The sequence below is a fragment of the Sphingomonas sp. Leaf198 genome (genome assembly GCF_001424005.1).
Taxonomy (GTDB): domain Bacteria; phylum Pseudomonadota; class Alphaproteobacteria; order Sphingomonadales; family Sphingomonadaceae; genus Sphingomonas.
This window is the reverse complement of sequence record NZ_LMPX01000003.1, coordinates 390,405-414,853: the sequence shown is the minus strand read 5'-3', so window position 1 is coordinate 414,853 and position 24,449 is coordinate 390,405. Positions and strand designations below refer to the sequence as shown.

The 24,449-nt window shown below is 67.8% G+C and carries 23 protein-coding genes; 20 read left to right on the top strand and 3 right to left on the bottom strand.

Annotated elements, in window-relative coordinates; genetic code table 11:
- Positions 1–12 precede the first annotated feature (12 nt).
- Positions 13–1,968: an acetate--CoA ligase gene (gene acs / locus ASG20_RS14520; protein WP_056054174.1), complete on the top strand. Its 1,956-nt coding sequence runs from the start codon at positions 13–15 to the stop codon at positions 1,966–1,968.
- Positions 1,965–2,588 (top strand): response regulator transcription factor, encoded by a 624-nt coding sequence (locus tag ASG20_RS14515; RefSeq protein ID WP_056054171.1) that lies wholly within the window; start codon positions 1,965–1,967, stop codon positions 2,586–2,588. Before acs ends, ASG20_RS14515 begins: the two co-directional genes overlap by 4 nt.
- A gap of 257 nt (positions 2,589–2,845) precedes the next feature.
- On the opposite strand, the gene ASG20_RS14510 is transcribed toward ASG20_RS14515, so the two are convergent.
- The 3 genes from ASG20_RS14510 to ASG20_RS14500 all read right to left on the bottom strand — a co-directional run bounded on the left by ASG20_RS14510 (position 2,846) and on the right by ASG20_RS14500 (position 7,942).
- Positions 2,846–6,160 (bottom strand): PAS-domain containing protein, encoded by a 3,315-nt coding sequence (locus ASG20_RS14510; protein ID WP_231420574.1) that lies wholly within the window; start codon positions 6,158–6,160, stop codon positions 2,846–2,848.
- Positions 6,161–6,280: 120 nt separating this feature from the next.
- The gene (locus ASG20_RS14505) at positions 6,281–6,916 is read right to left on the bottom strand and encodes a GNAT family N-acetyltransferase (protein WP_056054811.1); all 636 of its coding nucleotides are present in this window, start codon (positions 6,914–6,916) and stop codon (positions 6,281–6,283) included.
- A 204-nt stretch (positions 6,917–7,120) separates the two neighbouring features.
- Positions 7,121–7,942, bottom strand: a complete 822-nt coding sequence (locus ASG20_RS14500) for a flagellin N-terminal helical domain-containing protein (RefSeq protein WP_056054167.1) — start codon at positions 7,940–7,942, stop codon at positions 7,121–7,123.
- Positions 7,943–8,257: 315 nt separating this feature from the next.
- Between ASG20_RS14500 and ASG20_RS14495 the strand changes: the two genes are divergently transcribed.
- The 18 genes from ASG20_RS14495 to ASG20_RS14410 all read left to right on the top strand — a co-directional run bounded on the left by ASG20_RS14495 (position 8,258) and on the right by ASG20_RS14410 (position 24,447).
- Positions 8,258–9,583 carry a sigma-54 interaction domain-containing protein gene (locus ASG20_RS14495; RefSeq protein ID WP_056054165.1) on the top strand — a complete coding sequence of 442 codons (1,326 nt, stop codon included), beginning with the start codon at positions 8,258–8,260 and terminating at the stop codon, positions 9,581–9,583.
- Positions 9,580–9,942 carry a flagellar hook-basal body complex protein FliE gene (gene fliE / locus ASG20_RS14490; protein ID WP_056054162.1) on the top strand — a complete coding sequence of 121 codons (363 nt, stop codon included), beginning with the start codon at positions 9,580–9,582 and terminating at the stop codon, positions 9,940–9,942. Before ASG20_RS14495 ends, fliE begins: the two co-directional genes overlap by 4 nt.
- Before the next feature lies 1 nt (position 9,943).
- A complete protein-coding gene (fliF, locus tag ASG20_RS14485; RefSeq protein ID WP_056054159.1) occupies positions 9,944–11,617 on the top strand; it encodes a flagellar basal-body MS-ring/collar protein FliF in 1,674 nt (557 codons plus the stop codon).
- Positions 11,614–12,624, top strand: a complete 1,011-nt coding sequence (fliG, locus tag ASG20_RS14480; RefSeq protein ID WP_056054156.1) for a flagellar motor switch protein FliG — start codon at positions 11,614–11,616, stop codon at positions 12,622–12,624. Before fliF ends, fliG begins: the two co-directional genes overlap by 4 nt.
- Positions 12,617–13,378 carry a FliH/SctL family protein gene (locus ASG20_RS14475; RefSeq protein ID WP_056054153.1) on the top strand — a complete coding sequence of 254 codons (762 nt, stop codon included), beginning with the start codon at positions 12,617–12,619 and terminating at the stop codon, positions 13,376–13,378. Before fliG ends, ASG20_RS14475 begins: the two co-directional genes overlap by 8 nt.
- Positions 13,372–14,697, top strand: coding sequence for a FliI/YscN family ATPase (locus ASG20_RS14470; RefSeq protein WP_056054148.1), 1,326 nt, complete (start codon positions 13,372–13,374; stop codon positions 14,695–14,697). Before ASG20_RS14475 ends, ASG20_RS14470 begins: the two co-directional genes overlap by 7 nt.
- Before the next feature lies 1 nt (position 14,698).
- Positions 14,699–15,124 carry a hypothetical protein gene (locus ASG20_RS14465; RefSeq protein ID WP_056054145.1) on the top strand — a complete coding sequence of 142 codons (426 nt, stop codon included), beginning with the start codon at positions 14,699–14,701 and terminating at the stop codon, positions 15,122–15,124.
- 46 nt (positions 15,125–15,170) lie between these two features.
- A complete protein-coding gene (locus ASG20_RS14460) occupies positions 15,171–16,988 on the top strand; it encodes a flagellar hook-length control protein FliK (protein WP_056054142.1) in 1,818 nt (605 codons plus the stop codon).
- 16 nt (positions 16,989–17,004) lie between these two features.
- Positions 17,005–17,631, top strand: a complete 627-nt coding sequence (locus ASG20_RS14455) for a flagellar basal body-associated FliL family protein (RefSeq protein WP_056054139.1) — start codon at positions 17,005–17,007, stop codon at positions 17,629–17,631.
- Between the two features lie 3 nt (positions 17,632–17,634).
- Positions 17,635–18,597, top strand: coding sequence for a flagellar motor switch protein FliM (locus ASG20_RS14450; protein ID WP_056054136.1), 963 nt, complete (start codon positions 17,635–17,637; stop codon positions 18,595–18,597).
- Positions 18,594–18,884 (top strand): flagellar motor switch protein FliN, encoded by a 291-nt coding sequence (gene fliN / locus ASG20_RS14445; RefSeq protein ID WP_056054132.1) that lies wholly within the window; start codon positions 18,594–18,596, stop codon positions 18,882–18,884. The genes ASG20_RS14450 and fliN overlap by 4 nt, the downstream gene beginning before the upstream one ends.
- Positions 18,885–18,889: 5 nt before the next feature.
- Complete coding sequence (locus ASG20_RS14440; protein WP_056054129.1) at positions 18,890–19,144, top strand: flagellar biosynthetic protein FliO; 255 nt, start codon at positions 18,890–18,892, stop codon at positions 19,142–19,144.
- Positions 19,141–20,082 (top strand): flagellar type III secretion system pore protein FliP, encoded by a 942-nt coding sequence (gene fliP / locus ASG20_RS14435; protein WP_082470989.1) that lies wholly within the window; start codon positions 19,141–19,143, stop codon positions 20,080–20,082. Before ASG20_RS14440 ends, fliP begins: the two co-directional genes overlap by 4 nt.
- A gap of 122 nt (positions 20,083–20,204) precedes the next feature.
- Positions 20,205–20,474 carry a flagellar biosynthesis protein FliQ gene (gene fliQ / locus ASG20_RS14430; RefSeq protein WP_055874447.1) on the top strand — a complete coding sequence of 90 codons (270 nt, stop codon included), beginning with the start codon at positions 20,205–20,207 and terminating at the stop codon, positions 20,472–20,474.
- 127 nt (positions 20,475–20,601) lie between these two features.
- Positions 20,602–21,375 carry a flagellar biosynthetic protein FliR gene (gene fliR, locus ASG20_RS14425; protein ID WP_082470988.1) on the top strand — a complete coding sequence of 258 codons (774 nt, stop codon included), beginning with the start codon at positions 20,602–20,604 and terminating at the stop codon, positions 21,373–21,375.
- Positions 21,376–21,390: 15 nt separating this feature from the next.
- On the top strand, positions 21,391–22,545 hold the full coding sequence (gene flhB / locus ASG20_RS14420; RefSeq protein ID WP_056054124.1) for a flagellar type III secretion system protein FlhB: 1,155 nt from the start codon (positions 21,391–21,393) through the stop codon (positions 22,543–22,545).
- Positions 22,546–22,603: 58 nt separating this feature from the next.
- Positions 22,604–24,052: a flagellar filament capping protein FliD gene (gene fliD, locus ASG20_RS14415; protein WP_056054121.1), complete on the top strand. Its 1,449-nt coding sequence runs from the start codon at positions 22,604–22,606 to the stop codon at positions 24,050–24,052.
- Positions 24,049–24,447 carry a flagellar export chaperone FliS gene (locus ASG20_RS14410; protein WP_056054118.1) on the top strand — a complete coding sequence of 133 codons (399 nt, stop codon included), beginning with the start codon at positions 24,049–24,051 and terminating at the stop codon, positions 24,445–24,447. The genes fliD and ASG20_RS14410 overlap by 4 nt, the downstream gene beginning before the upstream one ends.
- Positions 24,448–24,449: the final 2 nt, after the last annotated feature.

The following is a 24,449-nucleotide window of genomic DNA, read 5'->3' as shown; positions in this document are numbered from 1 at the left end:
AAGGAGAGCCAGATGACCGAGGCAAGCTATCCCGTCCCCGCGGACTGGGCGAAGGACGCCCTGATCGACGCCGCCGCCTATGACCGGATGTATGCCGAGGCCGCGACCGATCCCGACGCGTTCTGGGCGAAGGAGGCCAAGCGCCTCGACTGGATCGTGCCGCCAACCAAGATCAAGGATACCTCGTTCGACGAGAGCGACTTCCACATCCGCTGGTTCGAGGACGGTCAGCTCAACGTCGCCGCCAACTGCGTCGATCGCCACGCCGACACGCGGCCCGACGCGACCGCGATCCTGTGGGAAGGCGACGACCCCGCCGACGACCGCAAGATCAGCTACGCCGAACTCCGCGACGAGGTGTCGAAGCTCGGCAACGCGCTGAAGGCCAAGGGCGTCAAGAAGGGCGACCGCGTCACGATCTACCTGCCGATGATCCCCGAGGCGGCGTTCGCGATGCTCGCCTGCGCTCGGATCGGCGCGATCCATTCGGTGGTGTTCGGCGGCTTCTCGCCCGAGAGCCTGTGCAACCGCATCCACGATTGCGACAGCCGCATCGTCATCACCGCCGACGAAGGGCTGCGTGGTGGCAAGACCGTGCCGTTGAAGGCCAATGTCGACGCCGCGCTCGACCACGGCGATCTCGCGGTCGAGACCGTCATCGTCGTCCGTCGTACCGGCGGCAAGGTGACGATGACCGAAGGCCGCGATTGCTGGTATGCGGACTGCGTCGAGGGCCAGTCGACCGACTGCGCACCCGAGCCGATGAACGCCGAGGACCCGCTGTTCATCCTCTACACCAGCGGCTCGACCGGCCAGCCCAAGGGCGTGCTCCATTCGACCGGCGGGTATCTGGTGTGGGCATCGATGACACACGAGTACGTCTTCAACTACCGCCCCGGCGAGATCTTCTGGTGCGCGGCCGATGTCGGCTGGGTGACCGGCCACACCTATTCGCTGTACGGCGCGCTCGCAAACGGCGCGACCACGGTGATGTTCGAGGGCGTGCCCAACTACCCCGATCACAGCCGGTTCTGGCAGATCGTCGACAAATACCAGGTCAACATCCTCTACACCGCACCGACCGCGCTGCGCTCGCTGATGCGCGAGGGCGACGACTGGGTCACGCGCACCAGTCGCAAGTCGCTGCGCCTGCTCGGTTCGGTCGGCGAACCGATCAATCCCGAGGCGTGGAACTGGTACCACAATGTCGTCGGCGACGGCCGCTGCCCGATCGTCGATACCTGGTGGCAGACGGAAACCGGCGGCCACATGATCTCGCCTTTGCCGGGCGCAACCGCATTGAAACCCGGCAGCGCGACCAAGCCCCTGTTCGGCGTGATGCCCGAACTGGTCGATGCGGACGGCAAGGTGCTGGAGGGCGCGGTCGAGGGCAATCTCGTCATCGCCGACAGCTGGCCGGGCCAGATGCGGACCGTGTGGAACGATCACGAGCGCTTCTTCCAGACGTATTTCTCGACCTATCCCGGCAAGTATTTCACCGGCGACGGCTGCCGCCGCGACGAGGACGGCTATTACTGGATCACCGGCCGCGTCGACGACGTCATCAACGTCAGCGGCCATCGGATGGGCACCGCCGAAGTCGAGAGCGCCCTCGTCGCGCATTCGAAGGTCGCCGAAGCCGCGGTGGTCGGCATGCCGCACGACGTGAAGGGCCAGGGCATCTACGCCTACGTCACGCTCAACGCGAACGCCGAGCCGAGCGAGGAGCTGCGCAAGGAACTCGTCCAGTGGGTCCGCCGCGAGATCGGGCCGATCGCCACGCCCGACATCCTCCAGTTCGCGCCCGCGCTCCCCAAGACGCGCTCGGGGAAAATCATGCGCCGCATCCTGCGGAAGATCGCGGAGAACCAGCTCGACCAGCTTGGCGATACCTCGACGCTCGCCGATCCCGCGGTGCTCGACGCGCTGATCGCCGGCCGCGAGGAGGCTATCCCCGTACCGGCATGACGCGCACGATCCTCATCGCCGACGATCACCCGCTGTTCCGCCAGGCGCTCAAACTGGCGGTCAGCCGCGCCGCGCCCGACGCGGTGGTGATCGAGGCGGGGCAACTCTGCGAAGCCGTCGACGCGGTGCGGGGGGCGGAACGGCTCGACCTGATCCTGCTCGACCTGCGGATGCCGGGGTCGGAAGGGTTCGCGGGCGTCGCGCTGCTCCACGCCGAGCGCCCCGACACGCCGATCATGGTGATCTCCTCGGCGGACGAAGCCGAAGCGGCGCCGCGTGCGAGGGCGTATGGCGCAATCGGTTTCGTCTCCAAGACCGCCGACCTAACCACGCTCGAAACCGCCGTAGCCCGCGCGCTCGCCGGCGAACGCGACGCGCCGAGTGAGAGTGCCTCCGTCGATGACATGGCGACGCGGGTTGCGAGCCTCACCCCGACCGAACTCAAAGTCCTGCTCGGCGTGCTGGCCGGTCGCCTCAACAAGCAAGTCGCCTTCGACCTCGGCATCTCCGAAGGCACGGTCAAGGGCCACATGACCGCCATCCTCCGCAAACTCGGCGTCCAGAACCGCACGCAAGCCGTCCTCGCGGCACGGGCAATGGACATCCACTTCGCCGATTAGCCGCGCGCCGGCTCCCCCTCCCCCAACCGTCATCCTGACGAAAGTCAGGACCCAGGATACCACCCACCCCGATCGTGGCTCTGGATCATGACTTTCGTCAGGATGACGAAGTGTGCCCGTGCCCCCAATCCTCCCCCGCAAGGGGAGGTGGCGCCGGAGGCGACGGAGGGGGAGGAACACGCAACAGCAGTTCCTCCTTTCCTCCCCCTCCGTCAGGCAAGCGCCTGCCCCCCCTGGCGGGGGAGGATCAAGCAGGCTCAACTTCCCAGCGCCGCCGCCGCGGACGCATCCTCGATAAACCGCCACAAATCCGCCGGCACCACCGGCTTCGTCAGCACGACAAGCCCAACACACCGCACATCATCCACAACCGTACGATCCGCCGTCACCAGCGCAATCGCCGGCGCCGGCACCATCGCCCGCAGCCGTGCCACGACATCCAGCCCATCCTCCGCCTCGTCCAGATGAAAGTCGACCAGCGCAACATCCGGCTCCTCGTCCGCCGCCAGCTCCATCGCCTCGGCGATCGTCGCGGCTAGCAACGGCACGCACCGCCGAGCGCGCAACGCCGCATCGAGCGCCGCCAGGATCGTCGCATCGTTATCGAGACACAGCACCCGCAACCCCGGCACCAGGGCACGCGTCGCGGAGGGCGTCGGCAACGCCACGTCCAGCCCGGCCGGCGCAAGCGGCACCCTCACTGCAAACGTCGTCCCCCGGCCCAGTTCCGACCGCAACTCCACCGCCGACCCGAGCAATCGCGCGATCCGGCGGACGATCGCCAGCCCCAACCCGACGCCACCGCCCGCGCTCCCCTTGCTCTCCAGTCGCTCGAACTCCTCGAATATCCGCTCGCGGTCACCGGCAGCAATCCCCGGCCCGTTGTCCCGCACCTCGATCAGCACGTCGTCGCCCCTGCGCCGCGCTCCGATCCAGATCCGCCCATCCGCCGAGTAACGCACCGCATTCGACAGAAAATTCTGCAGGATCGACCGCAGCAGCGAGCGATCCGTCGCCACGCTGAACGCGCCGGGATGTGCCGCCAGCACCAGCCCGCGCTCGCCCGCCAACGGCCGAAACTGCACCGCCAGCTCCTCGATCAACGCCCCCAGCGCAAACCGCTCGACCTTCGGCACCACGCCCCCCGCATCGAGCCGCGACACGTCGAGCAGCGCGCGCAGCAACGTGTCCGCCGATCCGATCGCACCATCGATCGCGCGCACCAGTTCCGCCTGATGCGGCGCTCTGTCCTCGGCAAGCGCCGCGCAGAACAGCCGTGCCGCGTGCAACGGCTGTAACAAATCGTGGCTCGCCGCCGCCAGGAACCGCGTCTTGTCGCGGGTCGCGGTCTCGGCGATCGCGCGCGCCTCACCCAGCATGTGGTTCGACCGTGCGAGGTCCTGCGTCCGCGCCGCCACCCGCGCCTCGAGATCGGCCTGCGCCTCCTTTTCCGCGGTGATGTCGGTGAAACTCTGAACGTACCCGCCCCCCGGCATCGGTCGCCCGACCATCTTGATCCAGCGCCCCGATGGCCGTTGGCGCTCGAAACTATGTGGCGTGCCCCGCGCAAGGTGCGCCACCCGCCGACCGACATGCGCCGCGATATCGCCGGCGATGCCTTCGCGCTCGGCATTGTACCGGATCAGATCGGCGATCGAGCGCCCGACCACGACATAGCCCTCGGGATAGTCGAACATCTCGACATAGCGCGGATTCCACGCGACCAGCCGCAGGTCCGCATCGATCACGCTGACACCCGGATCGATCGTCTCCAGCGTCGCGGACAACAGCGTCCGCGAGAACCGCAGCGAGCGCCCGCGCTGGTCGAGCAGCCGGACCACGTCGCTGACGTCGATCGCCGAGCCGGCGATGCTCGACGCGACGATCTTCCGCGCCGACGGAGCGCCGATCACGCCTGCGATCAACCGCTCGGCAGTGCGCGCGGCGGGACCGTCGATCGGCGCGCGCGGATCAACGGACACCAGATCCAACGCCAGCGCCTCGGTATCGCCGACGAACCTCGCCACGAGCGACTTCAACTCGCCGAGCGTCGTGACGTGATCGAGCGCGCTGTTGCCGCGCTGGCGTTCGCGGACGTGCAAACCCGCCATCAGCGCGACGTTGATGCCGAGGCTCCACACCGTCCCGTTGACCAGCGGCGAGCCGATCCGCCAGCCGAGCAGCGCATCGGGATCGAGCCACCCCCGCGTGAACTGCGCCAGCGCCGGCCCAACACCCTCGCCGATCGACGGCAGCAACAGGCAGTAGATCCAGACGATCACGCCCCCGACCAGTCCCGCGCGCGCGGCGGTGTGGTTGGCGAAGTTCCAGCCGACCGTCGCGATCAGCGCAGGTGCGAACTGCGCGACGCCCGCGAACGCGATCAACCCGATCGACGCGAGCGGCAGGTCCGCGCCGAGGCTGCGTCCATACACCAGCGCGACCGCGACGATCGCCGCGATGATGAGGCGCCGCACGCGCAGCATCCGCCGCCCCAGCTCGCCCTCGCCCGCGTCGCCGTGGCGCCGGAGCAGCAGCGGCGCGAGCAGGTCGTTGGTCGCCATCGTCGACAGCGCGATCGTCTCGACCACCACCATCGCCGTCGCCGCCGAGAACCCGCCCAGGAATGCGAGCAACGCAACGACGTGCTGACCCTGCTGCAACGGCACCGCGAGCACGTAGAGATCGGGCTCGGCGTCGCCCGGCAACAGCGTCATGCCCGCCAGCGCCAGCGGCAGCACGAGCAGCGAGATCACCACCATGTACGCGATGAACGGGCCGCGCGCCCGGGCGACCGCGTCGGGTCCGCGCGCCTCGATCACCCCGACATAGAATTGTCGCGGCAGACACAGGATCGCGAGCGCCGACAGCAATGTCCGCACCCAGAAATCCGACGACAGCGCGCCCCAGGTAAAGCCCGCCCGGAGCCGCGCCAGGGACGGCGCCAGCGTCGCCGCCGGTACGTCGACGAGCAACGCCATCGTCACCCCCCCGAGCACGACGAAACACAGCAGCTTGATCAGCGATTCCGCCGCGATCGCCGCGATCACGCCGGGATTGCGCCCCGCCACCTCATACCGCCGCGCGCCGAACACGATCGCGAACACCGCCAGCAGCAGCGCGACGAACGTGCCGACCTCCGCCGAACTGCCGACCCCCGCGATCGCCCCGAAACTCAGCGTCACCGACCGCAACTGGAGCGCGATATACGGCACCGACGCGAGCAAGGCCGTGCCCGCGACGATCGCCGCGGTGCTGCGACTGCGCCCGTACCGCGCCGAGATGAAGTCCGCGATCGAACTCGATCCCTCGTCGCGCGCGAGCTTCACCAGCCGCGCGAGAAACTTCGGCGCGAGCAGGAACACCAACGCCGGCCCGAGATAGATGGCGAGGTAATCCCAGCCGCGTGTCGCCGCGGTGCCGACGCCGCCGAAGAACGTCCAGCTGCTGCAATAGACCGCGAGCGACAGCGGATAGGCGATCCGTCCGAGCCGCTGCGACAGGCCTCGCCGATCGACCACCCAGGCGATGCCGAACAACACCGCGCAATAGGCGATGATCGCAAAGATCACATTCGGCCCGCTGATGGCCCCGCTCCCGGTCTGCTCGATTTCGTCGTGGAAGAGTCAGCCTACGCGTTCACCCTGCAGTTGCAATGCAACGTGACGGCAGACGCACGCCGGCCGGCGGTCTTACGGCCGCACGATCGTCGCCGTCGAATAGGCCGAGAGCGTCCGCCATCCCAGGCGTTCGTACAGCGCGCGCCCCGCTTCGGTCGCGACCAGCAGTTCGGGCGTACCGGGATAATGCCGCGCACCCTGAAGCGCCGCCATCACCGCGCGGCCCAATCCCTGCCGACGATGCGTGGGCGCGGTAACGATCCGGTCGTAGACGAAGGCGTCGGGTGTTTCCCCCGCGTAGCCGCTCGCCGCCAGACTACCGTCCTCCGCCACTATCCGCACCGCGATCACCGCATCGTTGCGGACGACGTCGATCGAGCCCTCGACCGGGGCGGCCTCAAAGAGCGCGCCGCTGCTCTGCATGAAGAAATTGCCGCCTTCGACCTGCCAGCCGCCGGGGAGGATCGAACGTAGTTCGTCGGTCTCTCCACACAGCTTCAGCAAGTAGCGGGAATCCTGAAGACCGCGGGCAAGCGCCACCAATCCAGGCCCGATCGTCGGGAACACCCAGCGGCTGATCTCCGTTTCGGTGCCGGTATCGACCCGGAAACCGCCCTGGTCGGCAACCGGCTGCGGTACCCCGCGCGCCAGCGACCGGCCGCAAAGCCACGCATACACACTGTCGGGATCGACGCCTTTGGTGTTCATCGTCACTCGCGTTGCAACAGCTGCACGCCGGTATCGAAGGCGGACGGCGGCCTGACAAGACGTCACACTCTATACAGGCGCCGACCGCGAACGCCGCAAAACCCCGGCGGCCGAAGCCACCGGGGTTCTGTCCGTCCGCATCGGCGGACGGGTCCGATCGGCACCGACACCCTTTTGGGGGGGCGGTGCCGGTGCCGTTTCGGATTACTGAAGCAGCTTCAGGACGCTCTGCTGGCTCTGGTTGGCCTGGCTCAGCATCGCGGTCGATGCCTGGCTCAGGATCTGTGCCTTGGCGAGGGCGGTCGTCTCCGACGAGAAGTCGGTGTCTTCGATCCGGCTCTTGGCGTCGGACAGGTTGGTCGAGTTCGAGGTCAGGTTGTTGACCGCCGACTGCAGCTGGTTCTGCGCCGCACCAAGGTTTGCACGACGGTTCGAGACGTTCGAGATCGCGGTGTCGTAGTCGGACAGCGTGCCTGCCGAACCGGTTGCCGTCACGACCGTGCCGAGGCCCGTGCCCGCAGCCTTGAGGTCGCCGCCGAGAGCGAGATCGATCGCGTCGGTCGAATTCGCGCCGGCCTGGATCTTCACCGTGCCGCCGGTACCGGCCGAGCCGTCGAACAGCGCCACGCCGTTGAACTTGGTGTTCGTCAGGACGTTGGTGATCTGGGTCGACAGCGCGTCCTGCTCGGCCTTGATGTTCAGGATGTCGCTGGCGGAATACGTGCCGTTGCCCTTCTGGACTTCGAGTTCGCGCATACGCTGCAGGTTGTTGGTGACCTCGTCGAGCGCGCCTTCAGCGGTCTGCGCCATCGAGATGCCGTCATTGGCGTTGCGGATGCCCTGGTTCATGCCCTTGATCTGCGACGTCATCGACGTCTTGATCGCCATGCCGGCTGCGTTGTCCTTGGCCGAGTTGATGCTCTTGCCGGTCGACAGGCGCTCCATCGAGGTCGACAGCGCCATGCTGGCTGCGTTCGAAGCGTTCGCGGCGCGCATGGCCGAGATGTTGGTACCGATGACAGTCATTGCGAAATCTCCGTAAATTTTCAGACGATCCGCGCCGCCCCCGTGGCGAAGTGCCGATCTATCGAAATGAGTAACGGCCGGGTCCGCGCGGGCTTTAGAAAAAAAATCGCGCCAGAAATTACAGCGAGATCGCATCGGCAAATCACGCCGTCCCGACCGTCATCCGCCAAAGTCTTCTACGCGGGCGCACGCGCGCGAACGCGATCGCACGTGTCCGCGCAGCCACGCCCGGAAATATTCTGCCGGCAGGCGGCAGCGTTTAACCAGTAGTTTACCAGCAATGCGGCATTCCCCGACTCGTCCAAGGGGAACACCATGCGATCGATTTTTCCATCAGCCGCAGTCACTTCGCGAAAATACGCGCTCGTTTCGTCGCTGCGCGCGCAGGGCTTCGGCGTGGGCTCGTTCGAAACCGGCCAGCCCGGCGCGAACGACCTGTTCCTGGTGGCGGATGGCGAGGGCATCACAGCCCCTGCCCGTACCGTGGTGATCGGCTGCGAGGGGCGCCAGGTGACCCCGTCGCGCGACGGCACGCCGGCCCGGATCAGCTTCACCGCCGAGGACGCCGCAGTCGGCAACGGCTTCGCGCGCGCGCTGATCGGTGGGCCCGAGATGCCGACCGCCGCCGACCCCGAATCGCTTGCGCTGCTCGCCCTGGCCGAGCGCGTCGCCGCCGCCGACATCACCGTGCTGATCAACGGCCCGACCGGCACCGGCAAGGAAGTGCTCGCCCGCGCGATCCACAACGGCTCCGCCCGCAAGGACAAGCCGTTCATCGCGATCAACTGCGCCGCGCTCCCCGAATCGATGCTCGAGGCGTTGCTGTTCGGTCACCAGAAGGGCGCGTTCACCGGCGCATCGAGCGGTGGCGACGGGTTCTTCCGCGCCGCCAATGGCGGCACGATCCTGCTGGACGAGATCGCCGAGATGCCGCTCCAGCTGCAGGCGAAGCTGCTCCGCGTGTTGCAGGAGCGCGAAGTCGTGCCGTTAGGCGCATCGGTGCCGCAGCCGATCGACGTTCGCGTCATCGCCTGCGCCAACCGCGACCTCCATGCCGAAGTCGCCGCCGGCCGGTTCCGCGCCGATCTTTATTACCGCCTCGCGGTGTTCCCGCTCGCGACCAAGCCGCTCGCCGACCGCCCGCACGATATTCCCGCGCTCGCCGCCACGCTGATCCTGCGCCACGCGGGCAACCGCACGCTCATTCCCTGGCCGAGCCACGCCGCGATCGAACAGCTGATGCACCATGACTGGCCCGGCAACGTCCGCGAGCTCGAGAACGTGATCCAGCGCGCGTTGCTGTTCTGCGGCGGCGACACGATCGAGGCGAACCACATCGTGTTCGATCGTCCGGTGTCGCTGACCTTCCAGCGCAGCGTGCCGATGGCGTCGATCATCCCGGCCACGGTCGTCGCGCCGGCCGAGCCCGAAACCCGGGGCAGCCCCGACACCCTGGGCAACATCGTCCAGATGAGCGAGTTCGCGGCGATCCGCGAAACGCTCAAGGCGTGCAACGGCAGCCGGATCGAGACCGCCAAGCGCCTCGGCATCTCCGAACGCACGCTGCGCTACCGCCTGGCCAAGGCGCGCGAGCAGGGCGACGATATCGGCAGCGTCCATAACTGGGCGGCCTCGGCATGAGCGGCGTCTCGGGCATCGGTGGCGGCGCGATGAGCGTCGACCGCGTGATGGCGCTGCGCTCGCAGATCCTCGAACGCAACCAGGCGCTGTCGCGTGCCGGCGCCACCGGCAACGCCGCGCCGACCGAAGCGGTCAAGCCGGTCAGCTTCGTCGACACGATGGAATCGGCGTTGAAAAGCGTCAACGAAGGCCAGACCCAGGCCGCCAAGGTCAGCGAAAGCTATGAGCGCGGCGAAACGGTCGACATCGCGAAAGTGATGCTCGCCCGCCAACAGGCGTCGGTCGGTTTCGAGGCGACGTTGCAGGTCCGCAACAAGCTGCTGTCCGCCTACAAGGATATCATGAGCATGCCGGTCTGACATGAGCACCGCACTCATCCCATCGCCCGGCGGCACAGAACGGTTCGCCAACCCCCTCCAGCAGATCAAGAGCGCGTTCGCGCAGCCCGCGGTTCGCCGTTCGCTGCCGATGGCGCTGATGGTCGGACTCATCGCGGCCGCCGCGCTTGCGTGGATGAGCCTGTCGACGCCGACGCAGAAGACGCTGTTCAGCGGGCTGCCCGATTCGGACAAGGCCGCGGTCACCTCCGCGCTGACCACCGCGAACATCAAGAGCCATATCGACGACGGTACCGGCGCGCTGACGGTGTCGGAGGAGGACTATAGCCGCGCGAAGATGCTGCTCGCCGGCCAAGGCCTGCCCAAGGCTGCGCCCGGCGGCTACGCGATCCTCGACCAGCTGCCGATGGGCGTGAGCCGCGCAGTCGAAGGCGAACGCCTCCGCCAGGCACGCGAGTCCGAGCTCGCCAAATCGATCGAGGAGATCGATGCGGTCGCCGAGGCGCGCGTGCATCTCGCGATGCCGGAAGCATCGGTGTTCGTCCGCGACAATGCCGCACCATCGGCGTCGGTGATCCTGAAATTGCAGGGCGGCCGCTCGCTGAGCGATGCGCAGGTCAGCTCGATCATCAACCTCGTTGCCTCGTCGGTGCCGGGGATGAAGCCCGAGGCGGTGACGATCGTCGACCAGATGGGCGCGTTGCTGACCAAGAGCGGTGGCGGCGATGGTGCCGGTGCCGCGAGCGACGCACGGATCGATATCCAGCGCCGGATCGAGGACAAGTATCGCACCCAGCTGATCGCGCTGCTCACGCCGCTGGTCGGCGCGGGCAACTTCACCGCCGAAGTCCAGGCTGACGTCAATCTCGACGAGAGCCAGGCGACGCGTGAAAGCTACGAGAAGCAGGGCGTTCTCCGCGCCGAGACGGGCAACTGGACGGGCAACCAGAAGGAAGGCGCCGCCGCCGGCCCCGGCGGTATTCCCGGCGCACTCAGCAACACCCCGCCCTCGGCGAGCACCTTGTCGACCCCGCAGGCGCAGAACGGCAACCCCGGCCCTCCGGTCGCGGGCGGTCCGGCCCCGGATCCGATGAAGCAGTCCGACCAGTATCAGCGCGCCTACGATCTCGGCCGCGAAGTCTCGGTCACGCGCGCGACGCCGGGCGGGGTCAAGCGCCTGTCGGTCGCCGTCCTGCTCCGCGATCCCGACAAGACCCGCCGCACCGCGATGGAGATCACCCAGATCAGCGATCTCGTGAAGAGCGCGGTCGGCTTCGATGCGGCGCGCAACGACAACGTCACGGTGATCAGCCGCAAGTTCGCCGGCGCCGATGCGTCCGCGACGAGCGGCCCCGCTTGGTACGACAACGCCTGGCTGCCGGTGCTCGCACGCAACGGCACCGCGATCGTCATCGCGCTGCTGGTGCTGCTGCTCGGCGTCCGCCCGATCGCCAAGGCACTGATGAAGAAGCGCGAGGATGCCACGACGCGTCCCGCCTTCGGCCAGCCGATCGGCGAGGTCGATGGCGACGGCGCGCCTGCCGGGATCGGTGTGGCCGCCCCGGTCAGCCTCGACCAGCTCGAGAACACGCGCGGCTATGACGACCGGATCGGTGCGGTGCGTGGTTTCACCCGCGACAATCCGACCCGCGCCGCGCTGGCGGTACGCGACATGATCAAGGCGGACGCGAAGTGAGCGAGGTCGCCATCCGAACCTACACGGGCGTCGAACGCGCCGCGGTGCTGATGATGCTGGTCGGCGAAGAGGAGGCCGCCGCCATCCTCCAGAAGCTCGAACCCGAGGAAGTGCGTCAGCTCGGCGCGGCGATGTTCAAGGTCGCCGATGTCTCCGAGCAGGAGGTCGAGGACGTGCTCGACGATTTCGTCGGGCATGCCCGCGAACGCACCGCGATCGGCTTCGACCCGCGACCCAAGATCGAGGCGGTGATGAACCGTGCGCTCGGTCGCGAAAAGGCCGAGAGCGTGCTGGCGCGGATTACTCCCGCCGAGGCGGCATGCGAACTCGAACTGCTCGACTGGCTCGACGCCCCCGAGATCGCCGCGATGATCGAGAAGGAGCATCCGCAGATCGCCGCGGTGCTGATCGCCAATCTCGACGCGTCGATCGGTGGCCAGGTGCTCGAACTGCTGCCCGACGCGGTCCAGCCCGACATCCTCCACCGCATCGCCAGGCTCGGGCCGATCACGCCCGAGGCGGTCGATACGCTGCGCACGCTGCTCGCCAACCGCACCAGCACGTCGTCGGCAGGCGCCGGCGTCACGCTCGGCGGCACGCGCGAAGCCGCCAAGATCCTGTCCGGCGCGCGCAAAGCGACCGAACAGCGCGTCATGCCGAAGCTGTTCAAGATCGACCGCGACGTCGCCAAGGCGATCGAGGAGGCGATGTTCATCTTCGACAATCTGCTCGACCTCGACGACAAGAATCTGGGTACGCTGATCCGCAACGTCGACAGCGAGATCCTGACCAAGTCGTTGAAGGGCGTCGACGAGACGATCCGCAACCGCTTCCTCGGCTGCATGTCGGCGCGCGCCGCCGACGGCATCCGCGACGAGATGGAGGCCCGCGGGCCGATGAAGCTCGCCGAAGTGCTCGAAGCGCAAAAGGCGATGATCGCGATCGCGCGCGGGCTCGCCAAGGACGGCACGATCCAGATGGGCGGGGGGGAAGACGATTATGTCTAACGGCTTCACCGCGGGCTTCGCGTCGCGCCACACCACCGCTGCCAACGTCCTCGCCAGCGCGTTCGCCCCGCCGTCCGGTTTTGCCGCCGCGGATATCCGGGCGCGCGCGACGATCCGGCCTGCCAATGATTTCGGGCACGCGTTCACCGCCGAATCCGTTCGCGACACCGCGGGGGATGCCGGTACACCGCGTCACTTCAGCCCGGCCGACAAGGACGTGAACCCGACCGCCGGCTGGGATCCGCTCGATCCGGTCAGCGAGTCGTCGTTCATCGATCCGCTCGCGGCCGCGCATGCCGCAGGCTACGAGGAAGGGCTCGCCGCCGCTGCGGCTGCCGCGCGCGATGCCGGCGCGCGTGACGCGACGTTGCTCGGCGATCTCGCCACCGCGCTGGGCGCCGATCGGATCGACCGCGAGCGGATCGCGGGACAGCTCCGCCAGACCGTCCTGTTCCTCGTGTCGAAGGTCGTCGGCGAAGTCGGGATCGCACCCGACGTGCTCGCGGGCCGGATCGAAAACGCCGCCGAGCTGCTCGCCGACGGTGCCGAATCGGCGTTGCTCCGCGTCCATCCCGACGATGTCGCGCTGCTCGAAGGCCGCCTGCCGAAATCGATCTTCGCGGCGGGCGACCCCGGCGTCGCGCGCGGCAGCTTCGTCCTCGAAAGCGCTTCGACGATCGTCGAGGACGGTCCGGAATTGTGGCTCGATCAGCTGGCGCTGGCGATCGACCGCGTGCCGGTGCCCAAATGTTGAACCGCTTCACCGCCGATTATCTCGAAACCCTCTCCAACGCCGATTTCGTCGCCAAGCCCAAGGTCTCCGGCCGCCTCGCCTCGTTCGACGGCCTGCTGATGGAAGCGGTCGGGCTGACGTTGCCGGTCGGCACGGTCTGCCAGGTCGGCGAAGGTGCTGCGAGCGTCGAGGCCGAGGTCATCGGCTTCCGCAACGGCCGTACGTTGATGATGAACCTCGGTGGTGCCGCAGCGCTGCTGCCGCGCGCGCCGGTCAGGCCGATCGGTGCACCTGGTGAGGCCGAGGTCGGCCCCGCGCTGCTCGGTCGTGTCGTCGACGGTGCCGGCAAGCCGATCGACGGTCTCGGCCCGATCCGCGGCGCCGGACGCTGGCCGCTCGCGGGGAAACTCCAGTCGCCGCTCGATCGCGGTCGCGTACGCGAACCGCTCGACGTCGGCGTCCGCGCGATCAACGGCCTGCTCACCATCGGCCAGGGCCAGCGCGTCGGCATCATGGCCGGCTCGGGCGTCGGCAAGTCGGTGCTGCTCGGCATGATCGTTCGCGCCGCGCAGGCCGACGTGATCGTGATCGGCCTGATCGGCGAGCGTTCCCGCGAAGTCGCCGACTTCCTCGAGACCAAGGTCGCTGGCGCGGCTCGCGCACGCTCGGTCGTCGTCGCCGTCCCCGCCAACCATTCGCCCGTCCTCCGCATCCGCGGTGCACTCCGCGCGCACGCGATCGCCGAAGCGTTTCGCGACGAGGGCAAGAAGGTCCTCCTCATCATGGATTCGCTAACCCGCGTCGCGCATGCCGGTCGCGAAATCGGCCTCGCGCTCGGCGAACCCGCGTCCGCACGCGGCTATCCGCCCTCCGCCATCGCGATGCTGCCGAACCTGATCGAGCGCGCGGGCGTCGACGTCCACACCGGCGGCTCGATCACCGCGATCTACACGGTGCTCGCGGACGGCGACGACGGAAACGATCCGGTGGTCGATTCCGCCCGCTCGATCCTCGACGGGCATATCGTCCTGAACCGCCAGCTCGCCGAGCGCGGCGTGTACCCGGCGATCGATATCGGCCCGTCGGTCAGCCGCGTGATGACCGACATCGTCGACGCCCCCCATGCCGCGGCCGCGCGGACGTTGCGCCGCCACCTCGCCACTTACGAAGAGAACCGCGATCTCGTGCTGATGGGCGCGTATCGTCACGGTGCCGATCCGGCGATCGACGCAGCGATCGCGTGCCACCCCGCGGTCATGGAATATATCCGCCAGGACGCCGACGAGAACGTCTCGCTCGATGATGCCGTCGCCGAACTGACCGGCGTGTTCGGCGGCTGACATGGCGGATGCTCGCGGCAAGACCCTGGCGCGCATCCACCGCGTCCGGACGCTCCAGCTAGGCCTGACCCGCGCCGACGAAGCGCGCGCACACGACAAGTTCGCCAGCGAACAGATCCTGTCCGGGCGTATCGCGCTGCTCGTCGAGGCGGTCGCGCCGGTCCACGAGACACAGGTAGCGGTGTCGCTGGGCGCCGCCGCGCATTACCGCGAGCGCCTGCAGAAATCCGCCGACGCCGCGGTCGAGCGGATGCAGGCGGCCGAACACCATGTCGGCCGCGCCGCCGAGGCGACCCGCGCCGCCAAGCGCGACCAGAGTGCTGTCGAAAAGCTGCTCGCGCGTGCCGACGCCGACGCGGTGCTGAAGGCGATCCGCGCGATGGAGGAATCGCCCGCGTTCCGGAAGGTTCGGCACGATCCTTGCTGAGCGCTAGCGGACCGGCGCCGTGCCGCCGCCCGAACGAGTATCCTGCATGATCCCGACCGCGACCCTTTCTCCCACGCTGCCGACCCCGGCGCGGTCGACGACCGTGCAGAACGGGCGGACGCCGGGCGATTTCGCGGGCTCCTTCGCGCAGGCGAACGACGATGCCGCCGTGGACGGTGCGCCGACGACGCCGGCTCCGATCGTCGCGATCCCGGCGCTGTCGCCCGGCACGATCGTCCGGCAGGACGCCGCCGCGACCGGCAACACCTTGCCGACCCCGATCGTGACGGAGGGTGCACAGCCGATCGTCCCGGCAATCGTCACTCTCCTCGCCGTACCGCTTGCGGCAGGCCCGCGCCTGACATCGCCAACGCTCGTACAGCCAATAATCCCGGCAACTCCGGAGCCCGCAACGCCCGATGTCGCCAAACGCACCATTGCCCCGCGTCCGAGCCCTAGTGCAGCGCGTCCCGCGGCGTTCGCGATCGCGCCCCGCGGCGGCAAGGCCAAGAACGACACTCTGACGACCCCGTCGGACGACACCGCCGACGCGACGCCCGCCGATCAACCGGCGCTGCCCGATCAGCCCATGATCGCGCAGCCCCCGCTCGTTCCGCCCCTTGCGCAGGCAAACCCGGACATCCCGCTCGTCCCGTCCCCCGCCCCCTCGCCACCCCCCGAAGCCACCAAGGTGATCGTGGCCGAGAACGCCGTCGTCTCCGCCGGATCGGCAATCGGTGCCGCAAAGCCCGTCGCTACAGGTGCGGCAGACGCAAAGCCTCTCGTGGCGGCCGAACAGGACCTCACGACCTCGATTACTCCCGCCCCACGGCAATCCCGCAACGCGACGAAGCTCGCACAGGGCGAACCGACTGTGCCAACAGCGATCCCCGTCGCGCCACCCACAGTTCTGCGAATCCCGATCGCGCTGCGCCCGGTCGCGCAGCCCAGCGTACTACCCGTCGCCACAGCCTCGCCGCGACCTGCGGTGGGAGTGGTCGATCGTAGCCAGATCTCACTGCGGGAAGTCGCGCCGGTAGCCCCGACGCCCAGCATCCCGATCACTACCGCGCCCGTCGCGACTCCTCCGTTGCAGATCGTGGCGCTAGCGGCGACCGTGCCCGTTGCACCACAAATCTCGACCGTGAGTCCCCCACTCGGTGTTGCAAGCGAACCCGGTGCGCCTCCGCAATCGTCGGTGCCAGCGCCGACCGCCGACGCCTCGCCGCCCGCCACGCCACGCTGGACAGCAACCGAGGCGACCACCCCCGTCGCGCTCGCGCTCGCGCAGCCCGCCGCGATCCAGCCGCAACCCGGCACCGTCGCGTCGGCCAGCCAGGTGTTCGGCGCCGCGATCCAGGCCGCCAAGACGCGCGACGAGCGCGATGCGACCGATCCGACCGCGCCGTCGATCGCCGCTAACGCGCCGGTATCGCCGCTGACGATCAAGACTGCGGAAGCGCAGCAGGCCCCGCTCGACATGCGGCAGGATCGCTGGCCGCACGCGATGATCGAGCGGATCGAAATCCTGCGCGACGCCGCCGATGCGACCGATACGCGGATCCGCCTGGTCCCCGACGCGCTCGGCGCGATCGACGTTTCGATGCGCAAGGACGGCGATACCGTCCACGTCCATTTCAACGCCGACCAAGCCGCGACGCGGACGCTGTTGCAGGACGCGCAGCCGCGGCTCGTCGAACTTGCCGAAGCACGCGGGCTGAAGCTCGGCCAGGGCATGCTCGGTGACAGTGCCGCCAGCTCCAGCCAGCAGCGCACACCCACCGCGCCGCACACGCCGAATCGCCCGACGACCGCGCCAGCCGCGGTGATCGACGACGCGCACGAAGACACCCGAATCGCTTGACCCAAAGGACCACGAAATGGCCGACAAAAAAGAAACTGCCGACGCCGCCCCGAAGAAGAAGGGCAAGATGAAGACGATCCTGATCGGCGGCGTTGCGCTGCTGGTACTGGTCGGCGGCGGCGTCGGCGCGGGCGTGTATGCGTCGAACGCCGGCCTGCTCGGCGGCGGTCACGCTGCGGCGGCCGACGACGGCAAGCCCAAGCTCGTCCCCAAAAGCGAGCAGAAGCATCCCACCGAAGGCGGCGAAGGCGGCGGTCATGGCGGCGACGAAGCCGCGCCCGAAAACCACGGGATGAAGCCCCCCGCAGGAGAGGGCGGCGACAAATACGCCTCGACCTATTACCCGATGGAGAAGGAATTCACGTCGAATCTCCAGGACTCGTCGCACTTCGTCCAGGTCGGGATCGCGGTCGCGACGCCGTACGACGACACCGTCATCACCAACCTCAAGACCAACGACATCGCGGTCCGCTCGGCGATCCTGATGGCGCTCGGCGACACCACCGAGGAGCAGGTCATGAGCAGCGACGGCAAGCGCCAGTTGCAGGTCAGATTGGCAAAAGCGATCAACGATACGCTCAAGCAGAAGGAAGGCTTCGGCGGCATCGGTAACGTTTACTTTACCAGTTTCGTTGTTCAGTGAGGCATGGTTAACGAGGCCTCAGCAAAGACACGCGAGCGACGCGACCGGGATCGCTCCGGCGCGCCCAAGGACGGCGTGCTGCATCAGGGCGTGCTCGGCGGGGCCAAGCTCAATCCGTTCGGCGACCTGCATTCGCTGCAGCATCTCTCGGCACGGTTCGCACGCGGTTTGCGCGGCGTGTTCGAGCCGTTGCTGCGCCAGGAAGTCCGCTGCTGGGCCGAGCCTTTGGTGGTCCAGCGCTTCACCGACTACCGCGCGGAACGCAGCGATGCGCTGACCGCGTGGTTGCCGCTGATCATGACGCCGGGGATGGCGCAGGCGCTGTGCATCATGGACGGCAAGTTCGTGCTCGAGATGCTCGACATGTTCTTCGGCGGCACCGGCGCCGCGCCGCACACGTTGCCGACCGAATTCTCGCCCGCCGCAGAAGCGATGGTCGCGCGGATCGGCCAGATGATCGCCGCGCCGCTGAAGACCGCGTGGGAGCCGATGGCGCGGTTCGACTTTCTGCCGACGCGCGTCGAGGTGAACCCGGCGATGATCGCCGATCTCGACGGCGAGGACGCGATGATCGTCACGCGCTTCGGCATCGCCGCGGGCAGCGCCAAGCCGGTGTTCCTCGATCTGGTCTATCCCGTTTCCGCGCTGAAGCCGCATGCGCCGTCGCTGACCGCGAAGGTCGTCGGCAAGTCGGCCGAGCCCGATCCGGCCTGGCGCACCGAGCTGACGCGCGCGGCGATGAACGTGCGCTTCCCGATCCGCTCGGTACTCGCCGAGCCGGTCGTCAAGCTGACGATGCTGATGGACCTGAAGCCCGGCGACGTGATCCCGATCACCATCTCGGGCGACGTGCCGGTGATGGTCGGCAACAACCGGCTCGGCTGCGGTACGGTCGGCACATCGAACGGCTTCGCCGCCATCCAGCTCACCTCGATTACCAGTTTCGACGAAGGATTTGCAGCATGAACGACATGACCGGAGGCTTCCCCGTAGATGCTGCCGTCGCCGCCAATTTCCGGCTGCTCCAGGATGTCGACGTCAAGCTGACCGTCGAGATCGGCTCGACCAGCCTGACGCTGCGCGAGCTGCTCGCGCTCGGCGAATCCAGCGTGATCGAGCTTGATCGCCAGGCCAATGAGTTGCTCGACGTGTTCGTCAACGGCACGCTGATAGGGCGCGGCGAAGTCGTCACGGTCGGTGAACGCTTCGGCGTGCGGATGACCGAGCTCGTTAGCCCCGACAAGCGCGGCTGAGCCCGATGCTCTGGACCTATATCCTCAAGCTCGTCATCCTGCTGCCACTCGTGTGCGGCCTGATGTTCGGCTGCCTGTACCTGTGGCGCAAGTTCGAGAGCCGGATCCCGGGCAAGCCCTCGACGCGGCTGATCGGCGTCAAGGAAACGATGATGATCTCGCCGGGCCTGCGCCTCGCGGTGATCGATTTCGAGGGCCGCCGGCTGCTGGTTTCGGTCGGCCGTGGCGGCGTGCACCTGATCGACAAGGTCGACGCATGAACCTCCGCGCCACAGTGACGCGTCAGGGTTCCGGTCCGGCCTTGTTTGCCGCGTCGAAGGCCAAGCCGTTTTCCCGCGAACGTGGGACTCCAGGAGCCACGAACGGCACACCGCGCAACGCTGCGCCGCGGTCGCGCGCCAACGCGTGGGTGTGGATAGGCCTCGCCGTCCTCCTCGCCCTGTTCCTCGCGATGCCGGCGTTCGCACAGGGCGTCCCCGCCCCGACCAACCCCGCCGTCGGCGACGCGGTCGATCGCGCGCTCGGTCAGCTCGGCGGCCAGGCCGCGGGCAATACCGGCCAGAGCGGCTCGCTGTCGCTCTCGCTGCAAGTCCTCATCATCATGGGGCTGCTGACGATCCTGCCGGGCATCCTGCTGATGATGACCAGCTTCACGCGGATCATCATCGTGCTCGCGATCCTGCGCCAGGCGCTCGGGCTGCAGCAGACCCCGCCGAACCAGGTGCTGCTCGGGCTTTCGCTGTTCCTCAGCTTCTTCATCATGGCGCCGACGATCAACCAGATCAACACGACCGCGATCCAGCCCTATGCCGCGGGGAAGCTCGCCGGCACGCAGATGATCACCACCGCAGGCGTCCCGCTACACGCGTTCATGGTCAAGCAGACACGCGTCAAGGACGTCACGATGTTCGCGCAGATGGCCAAGTCCGGCCCCTACGCGTCGTCGCTCGACATTCCCTTCTCGGTGCTGCTCCCCGCGTTCGTCACGTCCGAACTGAAGACCGCGTTCCAGATCGGCTTCCTGATCTTCCTCCCCTTTATCGTCATCGATCTGGTCGTCGCGACCGTGCTGATGTCGCTCGGCATGGCGATGCTGTCGCCGACGATCATCTCGATGCCGTTCAAGCTGCTGCTGTTCGTGCTGGTCGATGGCTGGGCGCTGACGATGGGCAGCCTCGCCAACTCGTTCGCGACGTAGAGCCGATGAACCGTCCTGCACTCCTGGTCGCCCCACACCTACCGTTCGCCCTGAGCGAAGTCGAAGGGCCTGAGACTCCTGTGCTTCGACTTCGCTCAGCACGAACGGCAGTTTTGTAAGCCATGGACGCGCAATATTTCCTGACCGTCGCCAACCAGACGATGTGGGTGCTGGCGCTCGCCAGTGCACCGATCCTGATCCCGGCGCTGCTGGCGGGGCTGATCCTCGGCATGATCCAGGCGGCGACGTCGATCAACGAGCAGACATTGTCGTTCGTGCCCAAGCTAGTCGTGGTCGCGGTGTCGATCCTGATCTTCGGGAGCCTGATCCTGGGGCTGCTGAGCGATTTCACGATCGGGATCTTCGAGCGTATCCCGGATTTGGTTAAATGAGCGCACTTGCTGCTCCCCTCCCGCTTGCGGGAGGGGTCGGGGGAGGGGCGTGCCCCACCGACCGGACGCCAGTACGTACGTCGCGCCCTTCCCTAGCCCCTCCCGCAAGCGGGAGGGGGATTTTACAGTGCTAGGCTTCGAGCTCAGCATCGAGCCCCAACTCTGGGCGCTCTTCTTCGTGATGATCCGGATCGGCGCGACGTTCATCGCCGCGCCCGTGTTCGGCAACGTCTCGGTGCCCGTCACCGTACGCGTCACGCTGTCGGGCGCGATCGGGTTCCTCGTCCTTGCGGCGCACCCGATCGTGCCCCCGGAAAACATCTTCAGCGTCACGACGATGCTGTCCGCCGCCGCCGAAGCGCTGGTCGGGCTCGCGCTCGGCTTCGTTCTCCAGATCGCCTTCGCCGCGCCGATGATCGCGGCCGAAGTGATCGGTGGCGCGATGGGACTCGGCTTCGCCTCCTCGATCGATCCGCAGAACGGCAAGTCGTCCCCTGCCCTCGGCCAGTTCTTCTCGATCATGCTCACCCTGCTCTTCCTGTCGGTCGACGGCCACCTGATCCTGATCGACTTGATCGTCAGGAGCTACGACGTGCTGCCGCCCGGGGCCGCGTGGATCGGCGTCGAGCGGCTGAAGGCGATCGCGTTCTTCGGTGGCTATGCGTTTCTCGCCGGCCTGCTGCTCGCGCTCCCGGTCGGCTTCCTGTTGCTCTGCCTCAACATCGTCGTCGGCATGCTGAGCCGCGCCGCGCCCGCGCTCAACCTGTTCGCGGTCGGCCTGCCCGCCAGCCTCGCGGTCGGCGTCATCACGCTCGCGATCGCGTTCCCGACGATGGGCGACTACATGCTCGTCATCGTCCGCGAAGGCTTGTCCGCCACCGAAAACCTGGTGCTCGGCTGATGGCGGAGGCGGCTCATGTCTGAGGACAGCGGTGAAAAGACCGAATCCCCAACCGCCAAGCGCAAGAAGGACGCCGTCGAGAAGGGCGACATCCTCCGCTCGCGCGATTTCGCCACCGCGCTCAGCATGGTCGCTGGTGTCGGCTGGCTGATCTACGCCGGCCCGACGCTGATCACCGCCTGCAAGCAGGTGATGGCATCGAGCTTCCAGTTCACCCACGCCGATGTCGAGGATTTCTCGCCGTGGCGGCCGCTGATGGACGCCGGCGGCAAGCTCGCGCCATCGCTGATCAGCCTGTTCGTCGTCACCATCGCCGCCGCGATCCTGAGCCAGGCCGGGCTCGGCTCGCTCGGCTTCAACGGCAAGCTGATGGCGCCCAAATACAGCCGGGTCGATCCCGCCGCAGGGCTCAAGCGGATCTTCGGATCGAACGGCTGGATCGAGCTCGGCAAGTCGCTGTTGAAGGTGATCCTGCTCGGCACGATCGGCGGCTGGATGCTGTGGAAGGCCGCGCATACGACGATGGGGCTCGCCTCGTCCGCCGATCTCAACCAGGCGCTGTCGTCGCTCGGCGGCACGTTCAAGGCGATCCTGATCGCGATGGCGTTCGGGCTGTGCGCGATCGCCGGCATCGACCTGCCGATCCAGATCATCCGCCGCCTCGGCAAGATGCGGATGTCGAAGCAGGAGGTGAAGGACGAGCACAAGTCGACCGAGGGCAATGGCGAAGCGAAGGGCCAGATGCGGGCCAAGATGCGCGCGATGGCGAGCGGGGGCTTACGCAAGTCGGTCGCGGAGGCGCATGTCGTGCTGACCAACCCGACGCATTTCGCGGTGGCGCTGCGCTATGATCGCGGCAAGGATCAGGTGCCGGTGGTGGTCGCCAAGGGGCGCGGCGCGACTGCGCTGGCGATCCGCGAACTCGCCGCGGAGGGCCGCGTGCCGGTACTCGAATATCCAATGCTCGCGCGTGCGATCTACTACACCAGCAAGGAAAACCAGGAGGTCCGCGACGACCTGTACATGGCGATCGCGACGGTGCTCGCGTTCGTGTTCGGGCTCAACGTCGCAGCCGGCGGTACGGGGGGCGGGGCGGCCGCTCCGGTCCAGCCGTTCGTCACCGTGCCGAAGGACGCGCGATTCGACGAAAACGGGATGAAACAGGCCTAAAGATCGCGGTGGCACGGCCGTTACTGATCGTAAGCGTGCGCAGTGCAGGGATTTCGCCATGGTAACTTCGACCACCAGCACGACGGCCACGCCGACGCCAACTGCGACCCCAACGCCGACCGCGACGAGCGTCATCCAGTCGGCGACCCAGGCGCTGCTGACGTCGCTCAACACCGGCTCCGGGATCGATACTTCCACGCTGGTCCCTGCGCTGGTCAACGCGCAATTCGCGACCAAGACCGCGACGTTGAAGGCCAAGGCCGACACGCTGACCGCGCAGATCTCGGGAATCGGCACGATCAAGAGCGCGATCACCGGCTTCTCCACCGCGCTCGCCAATCTGGTGAAGAGCGGCAGCCTCCAGACGCAGCCGAGCAGCTCCAACACCACAATCCTGTCCGCGACTGCACTGCCCGGCGCGAAACTGTCGACCCTGTCCGCAAGCGTCACCGTCACGCGCCTCGCCACCGCGCAGGTCGCGCGGACCACGACCGCGGTCGCGGATCGCACCGCCGACCTCGGCACCGGTGCGCTCACGCTGACGATCGGCGGCGGCACCCCGGTATCGATCGCCGTCGGCAACGGCAGCATCGATTCGATCGCATCGGCAATCAACGCCGCGAAGACCGGCGTCACCGCATCGGTCGTCACCGATGCGAACGGCGGCGCCTATCTGTCGGTCAAGGGCGGCACCGGCGACGCGCAGGCGTTCACGCTGAAGGGCGCGACCGGCGATGCGGTCGATATCGGCGGCGGCGCGACGAAGACCAGCCTCGTCTCGACCGCGCAGAACGCCCAGCTGACGGTCGACGGCATCGCCGTGGAGCGGCCGAGCAATACCGTCAGCGATCTGGTCGACGGCGTGAAGCTGCAGCTCAACGCCGTCTCGACGGTCCCGGTCACGCTGGGCAGCACCCCGCCGACCGACGCGCTGACTCAGGCGGTCAACGATGTCGTCGACACCTACAATCAGGTGCTGGCCGCGATCACCGCACAGACCGATCCGATCACCGGCAATCTCCGCTCCGATCCCGCCGCGACCAGCCTGCTGCGATCGTTCAAGGCGCTGTCGTCCAAGGCGCTCGTCGGCGGTGCGGTCTCGGGTATCCCGCGCACGCTGTCGGAGATCGGCGTCGCGACCAGCACCGACGGCACGTTGCGCGTCGATGCGGTGTTGCTCGCCAAACAGATCGCGGCGAACCCCGACACGATCGAATCGATGTTCGCGCCGTCGGGGACCAACGCGCTCGGCCTGTCCGCGACGCTGACCGCGCTGACGACCGGCGCGACCAGCACGCTGACCGGGCTCGGTGCGTCGGCGCTGCGCTACACCGCGGCGCAGTCCGTCGTCACCGACCAGCAGGACAAGGTCACCGATCAGTCGGCCCAGATGAACACCCGCCTGACCCAGCAATATGCCAGCATGAATTCGCGCGTGTCGGCGTACAAGTCGACGCAGACGTTCCTCGCCGGCCAGATCGCCCAGTGGAACAAGAGCGACTCGTGACCTACGCAACGACCCTGACCCGCGACCCGTTCGCGACCTATCGCCAGATCGATGCGGTCGGCCGCACCGCGACCGCGGATGGCCCGGCGCTCGTCCAGCTGCTGTACAAGGAACTGGTCGCCGCACTGCGCGCCGCCGCCTGGGCCGCCGAAAAGGGCAAGCTCGCGATCAAGAGCGAGCGGGTCACGCGCGCCACCGCGATCCTGTTCGCGCTCGAATCGGGTCTCGATTTCGAAAATGGCGGCGCGGTCGCCGAAACGCTGGCGCGGCTGTACGGCGGCGCGCGGAAAACCATCATCAACGCCTCGATCGGCCTCGATCCCCGCCCGTTCCGCGATTCGGCCGACATGCTCGATGAGATCGCGCAGGCCTGGCGGACCGTCAGCGCGGCGTAGGC

What these genes read in the sequence shown, in the direction of transcription:
- acs (WP_056054174.1), top strand. Translation starts at nt 13, where the DNA reads ATGACCGAGGCAAGCTATCCCGTCCCCGCGGACTGGGCGAAGGACGCC.
- ASG20_RS14515 (WP_056054171.1), top strand. Translation starts at nt 1,965, where the DNA reads ATGACGCGCACGATCCTCATCGCCGACGATCACCCGCTGTTCCGCCAG.
- ASG20_RS14505 (WP_056054811.1), bottom strand. Translation starts at nt 6,916, where the DNA reads ATGAACACCAAAGGCGTCGATCCCGACAGTGTGTATGCGTGGCTTTGC.
- ASG20_RS14500 (WP_056054167.1), bottom strand. Translation starts at nt 7,942, where the DNA reads ATGACTGTCATCGGTACCAACATCTCGGCCATGCGCGCCGCGAACGCT.
- ASG20_RS14495 (WP_056054165.1), top strand. Translation starts at nt 8,258, where the DNA reads ATGCGATCGATTTTTCCATCAGCCGCAGTCACTTCGCGAAAATACGCG.
- fliE (WP_056054162.1), top strand. Translation starts at nt 9,580, where the DNA reads ATGAGCGGCGTCTCGGGCATCGGTGGCGGCGCGATGAGCGTCGACCGC.
- fliF (WP_056054159.1), top strand. Translation starts at nt 9,944, where the DNA reads ATGAGCACCGCACTCATCCCATCGCCCGGCGGCACAGAACGGTTCGCC.
- ASG20_RS14475 (WP_056054153.1), top strand. Translation starts at nt 12,617, where the DNA reads ATGTCTAACGGCTTCACCGCGGGCTTCGCGTCGCGCCACACCACCGCT.
- ASG20_RS14470 (WP_056054148.1), top strand. Translation starts at nt 13,372, where the DNA reads ATGTTGAACCGCTTCACCGCCGATTATCTCGAAACCCTCTCCAACGCC.
- ASG20_RS14465 (WP_056054145.1), top strand. Translation starts at nt 14,699, where the DNA reads ATGGCGGATGCTCGCGGCAAGACCCTGGCGCGCATCCACCGCGTCCGG.
- ASG20_RS14460 (WP_056054142.1), top strand. Translation starts at nt 15,171, where the DNA reads ATGATCCCGACCGCGACCCTTTCTCCCACGCTGCCGACCCCGGCGCGG.
- ASG20_RS14455 (WP_056054139.1), top strand. Translation starts at nt 17,005, where the DNA reads ATGGCCGACAAAAAAGAAACTGCCGACGCCGCCCCGAAGAAGAAGGGC.
- ASG20_RS14450 (WP_056054136.1), top strand. Translation starts at nt 17,635, where the DNA reads ATGGTTAACGAGGCCTCAGCAAAGACACGCGAGCGACGCGACCGGGAT.
- fliN (WP_056054132.1), top strand. Translation starts at nt 18,594, where the DNA reads ATGAACGACATGACCGGAGGCTTCCCCGTAGATGCTGCCGTCGCCGCC.
- ASG20_RS14440 (WP_056054129.1), top strand. Translation starts at nt 18,890, where the DNA reads ATGCTCTGGACCTATATCCTCAAGCTCGTCATCCTGCTGCCACTCGTG.
- fliP (WP_082470989.1), top strand. Translation starts at nt 19,141, where the DNA reads ATGAACCTCCGCGCCACAGTGACGCGTCAGGGTTCCGGTCCGGCCTTG.
- fliQ (WP_055874447.1), top strand. Translation starts at nt 20,205, where the DNA reads ATGGACGCGCAATATTTCCTGACCGTCGCCAACCAGACGATGTGGGTG.
- flhB (WP_056054124.1), top strand. Translation starts at nt 21,391, where the DNA reads ATGTCTGAGGACAGCGGTGAAAAGACCGAATCCCCAACCGCCAAGCGC.
- fliD (WP_056054121.1), top strand. Translation starts at nt 22,604, where the DNA reads ATGGTAACTTCGACCACCAGCACGACGGCCACGCCGACGCCAACTGCG.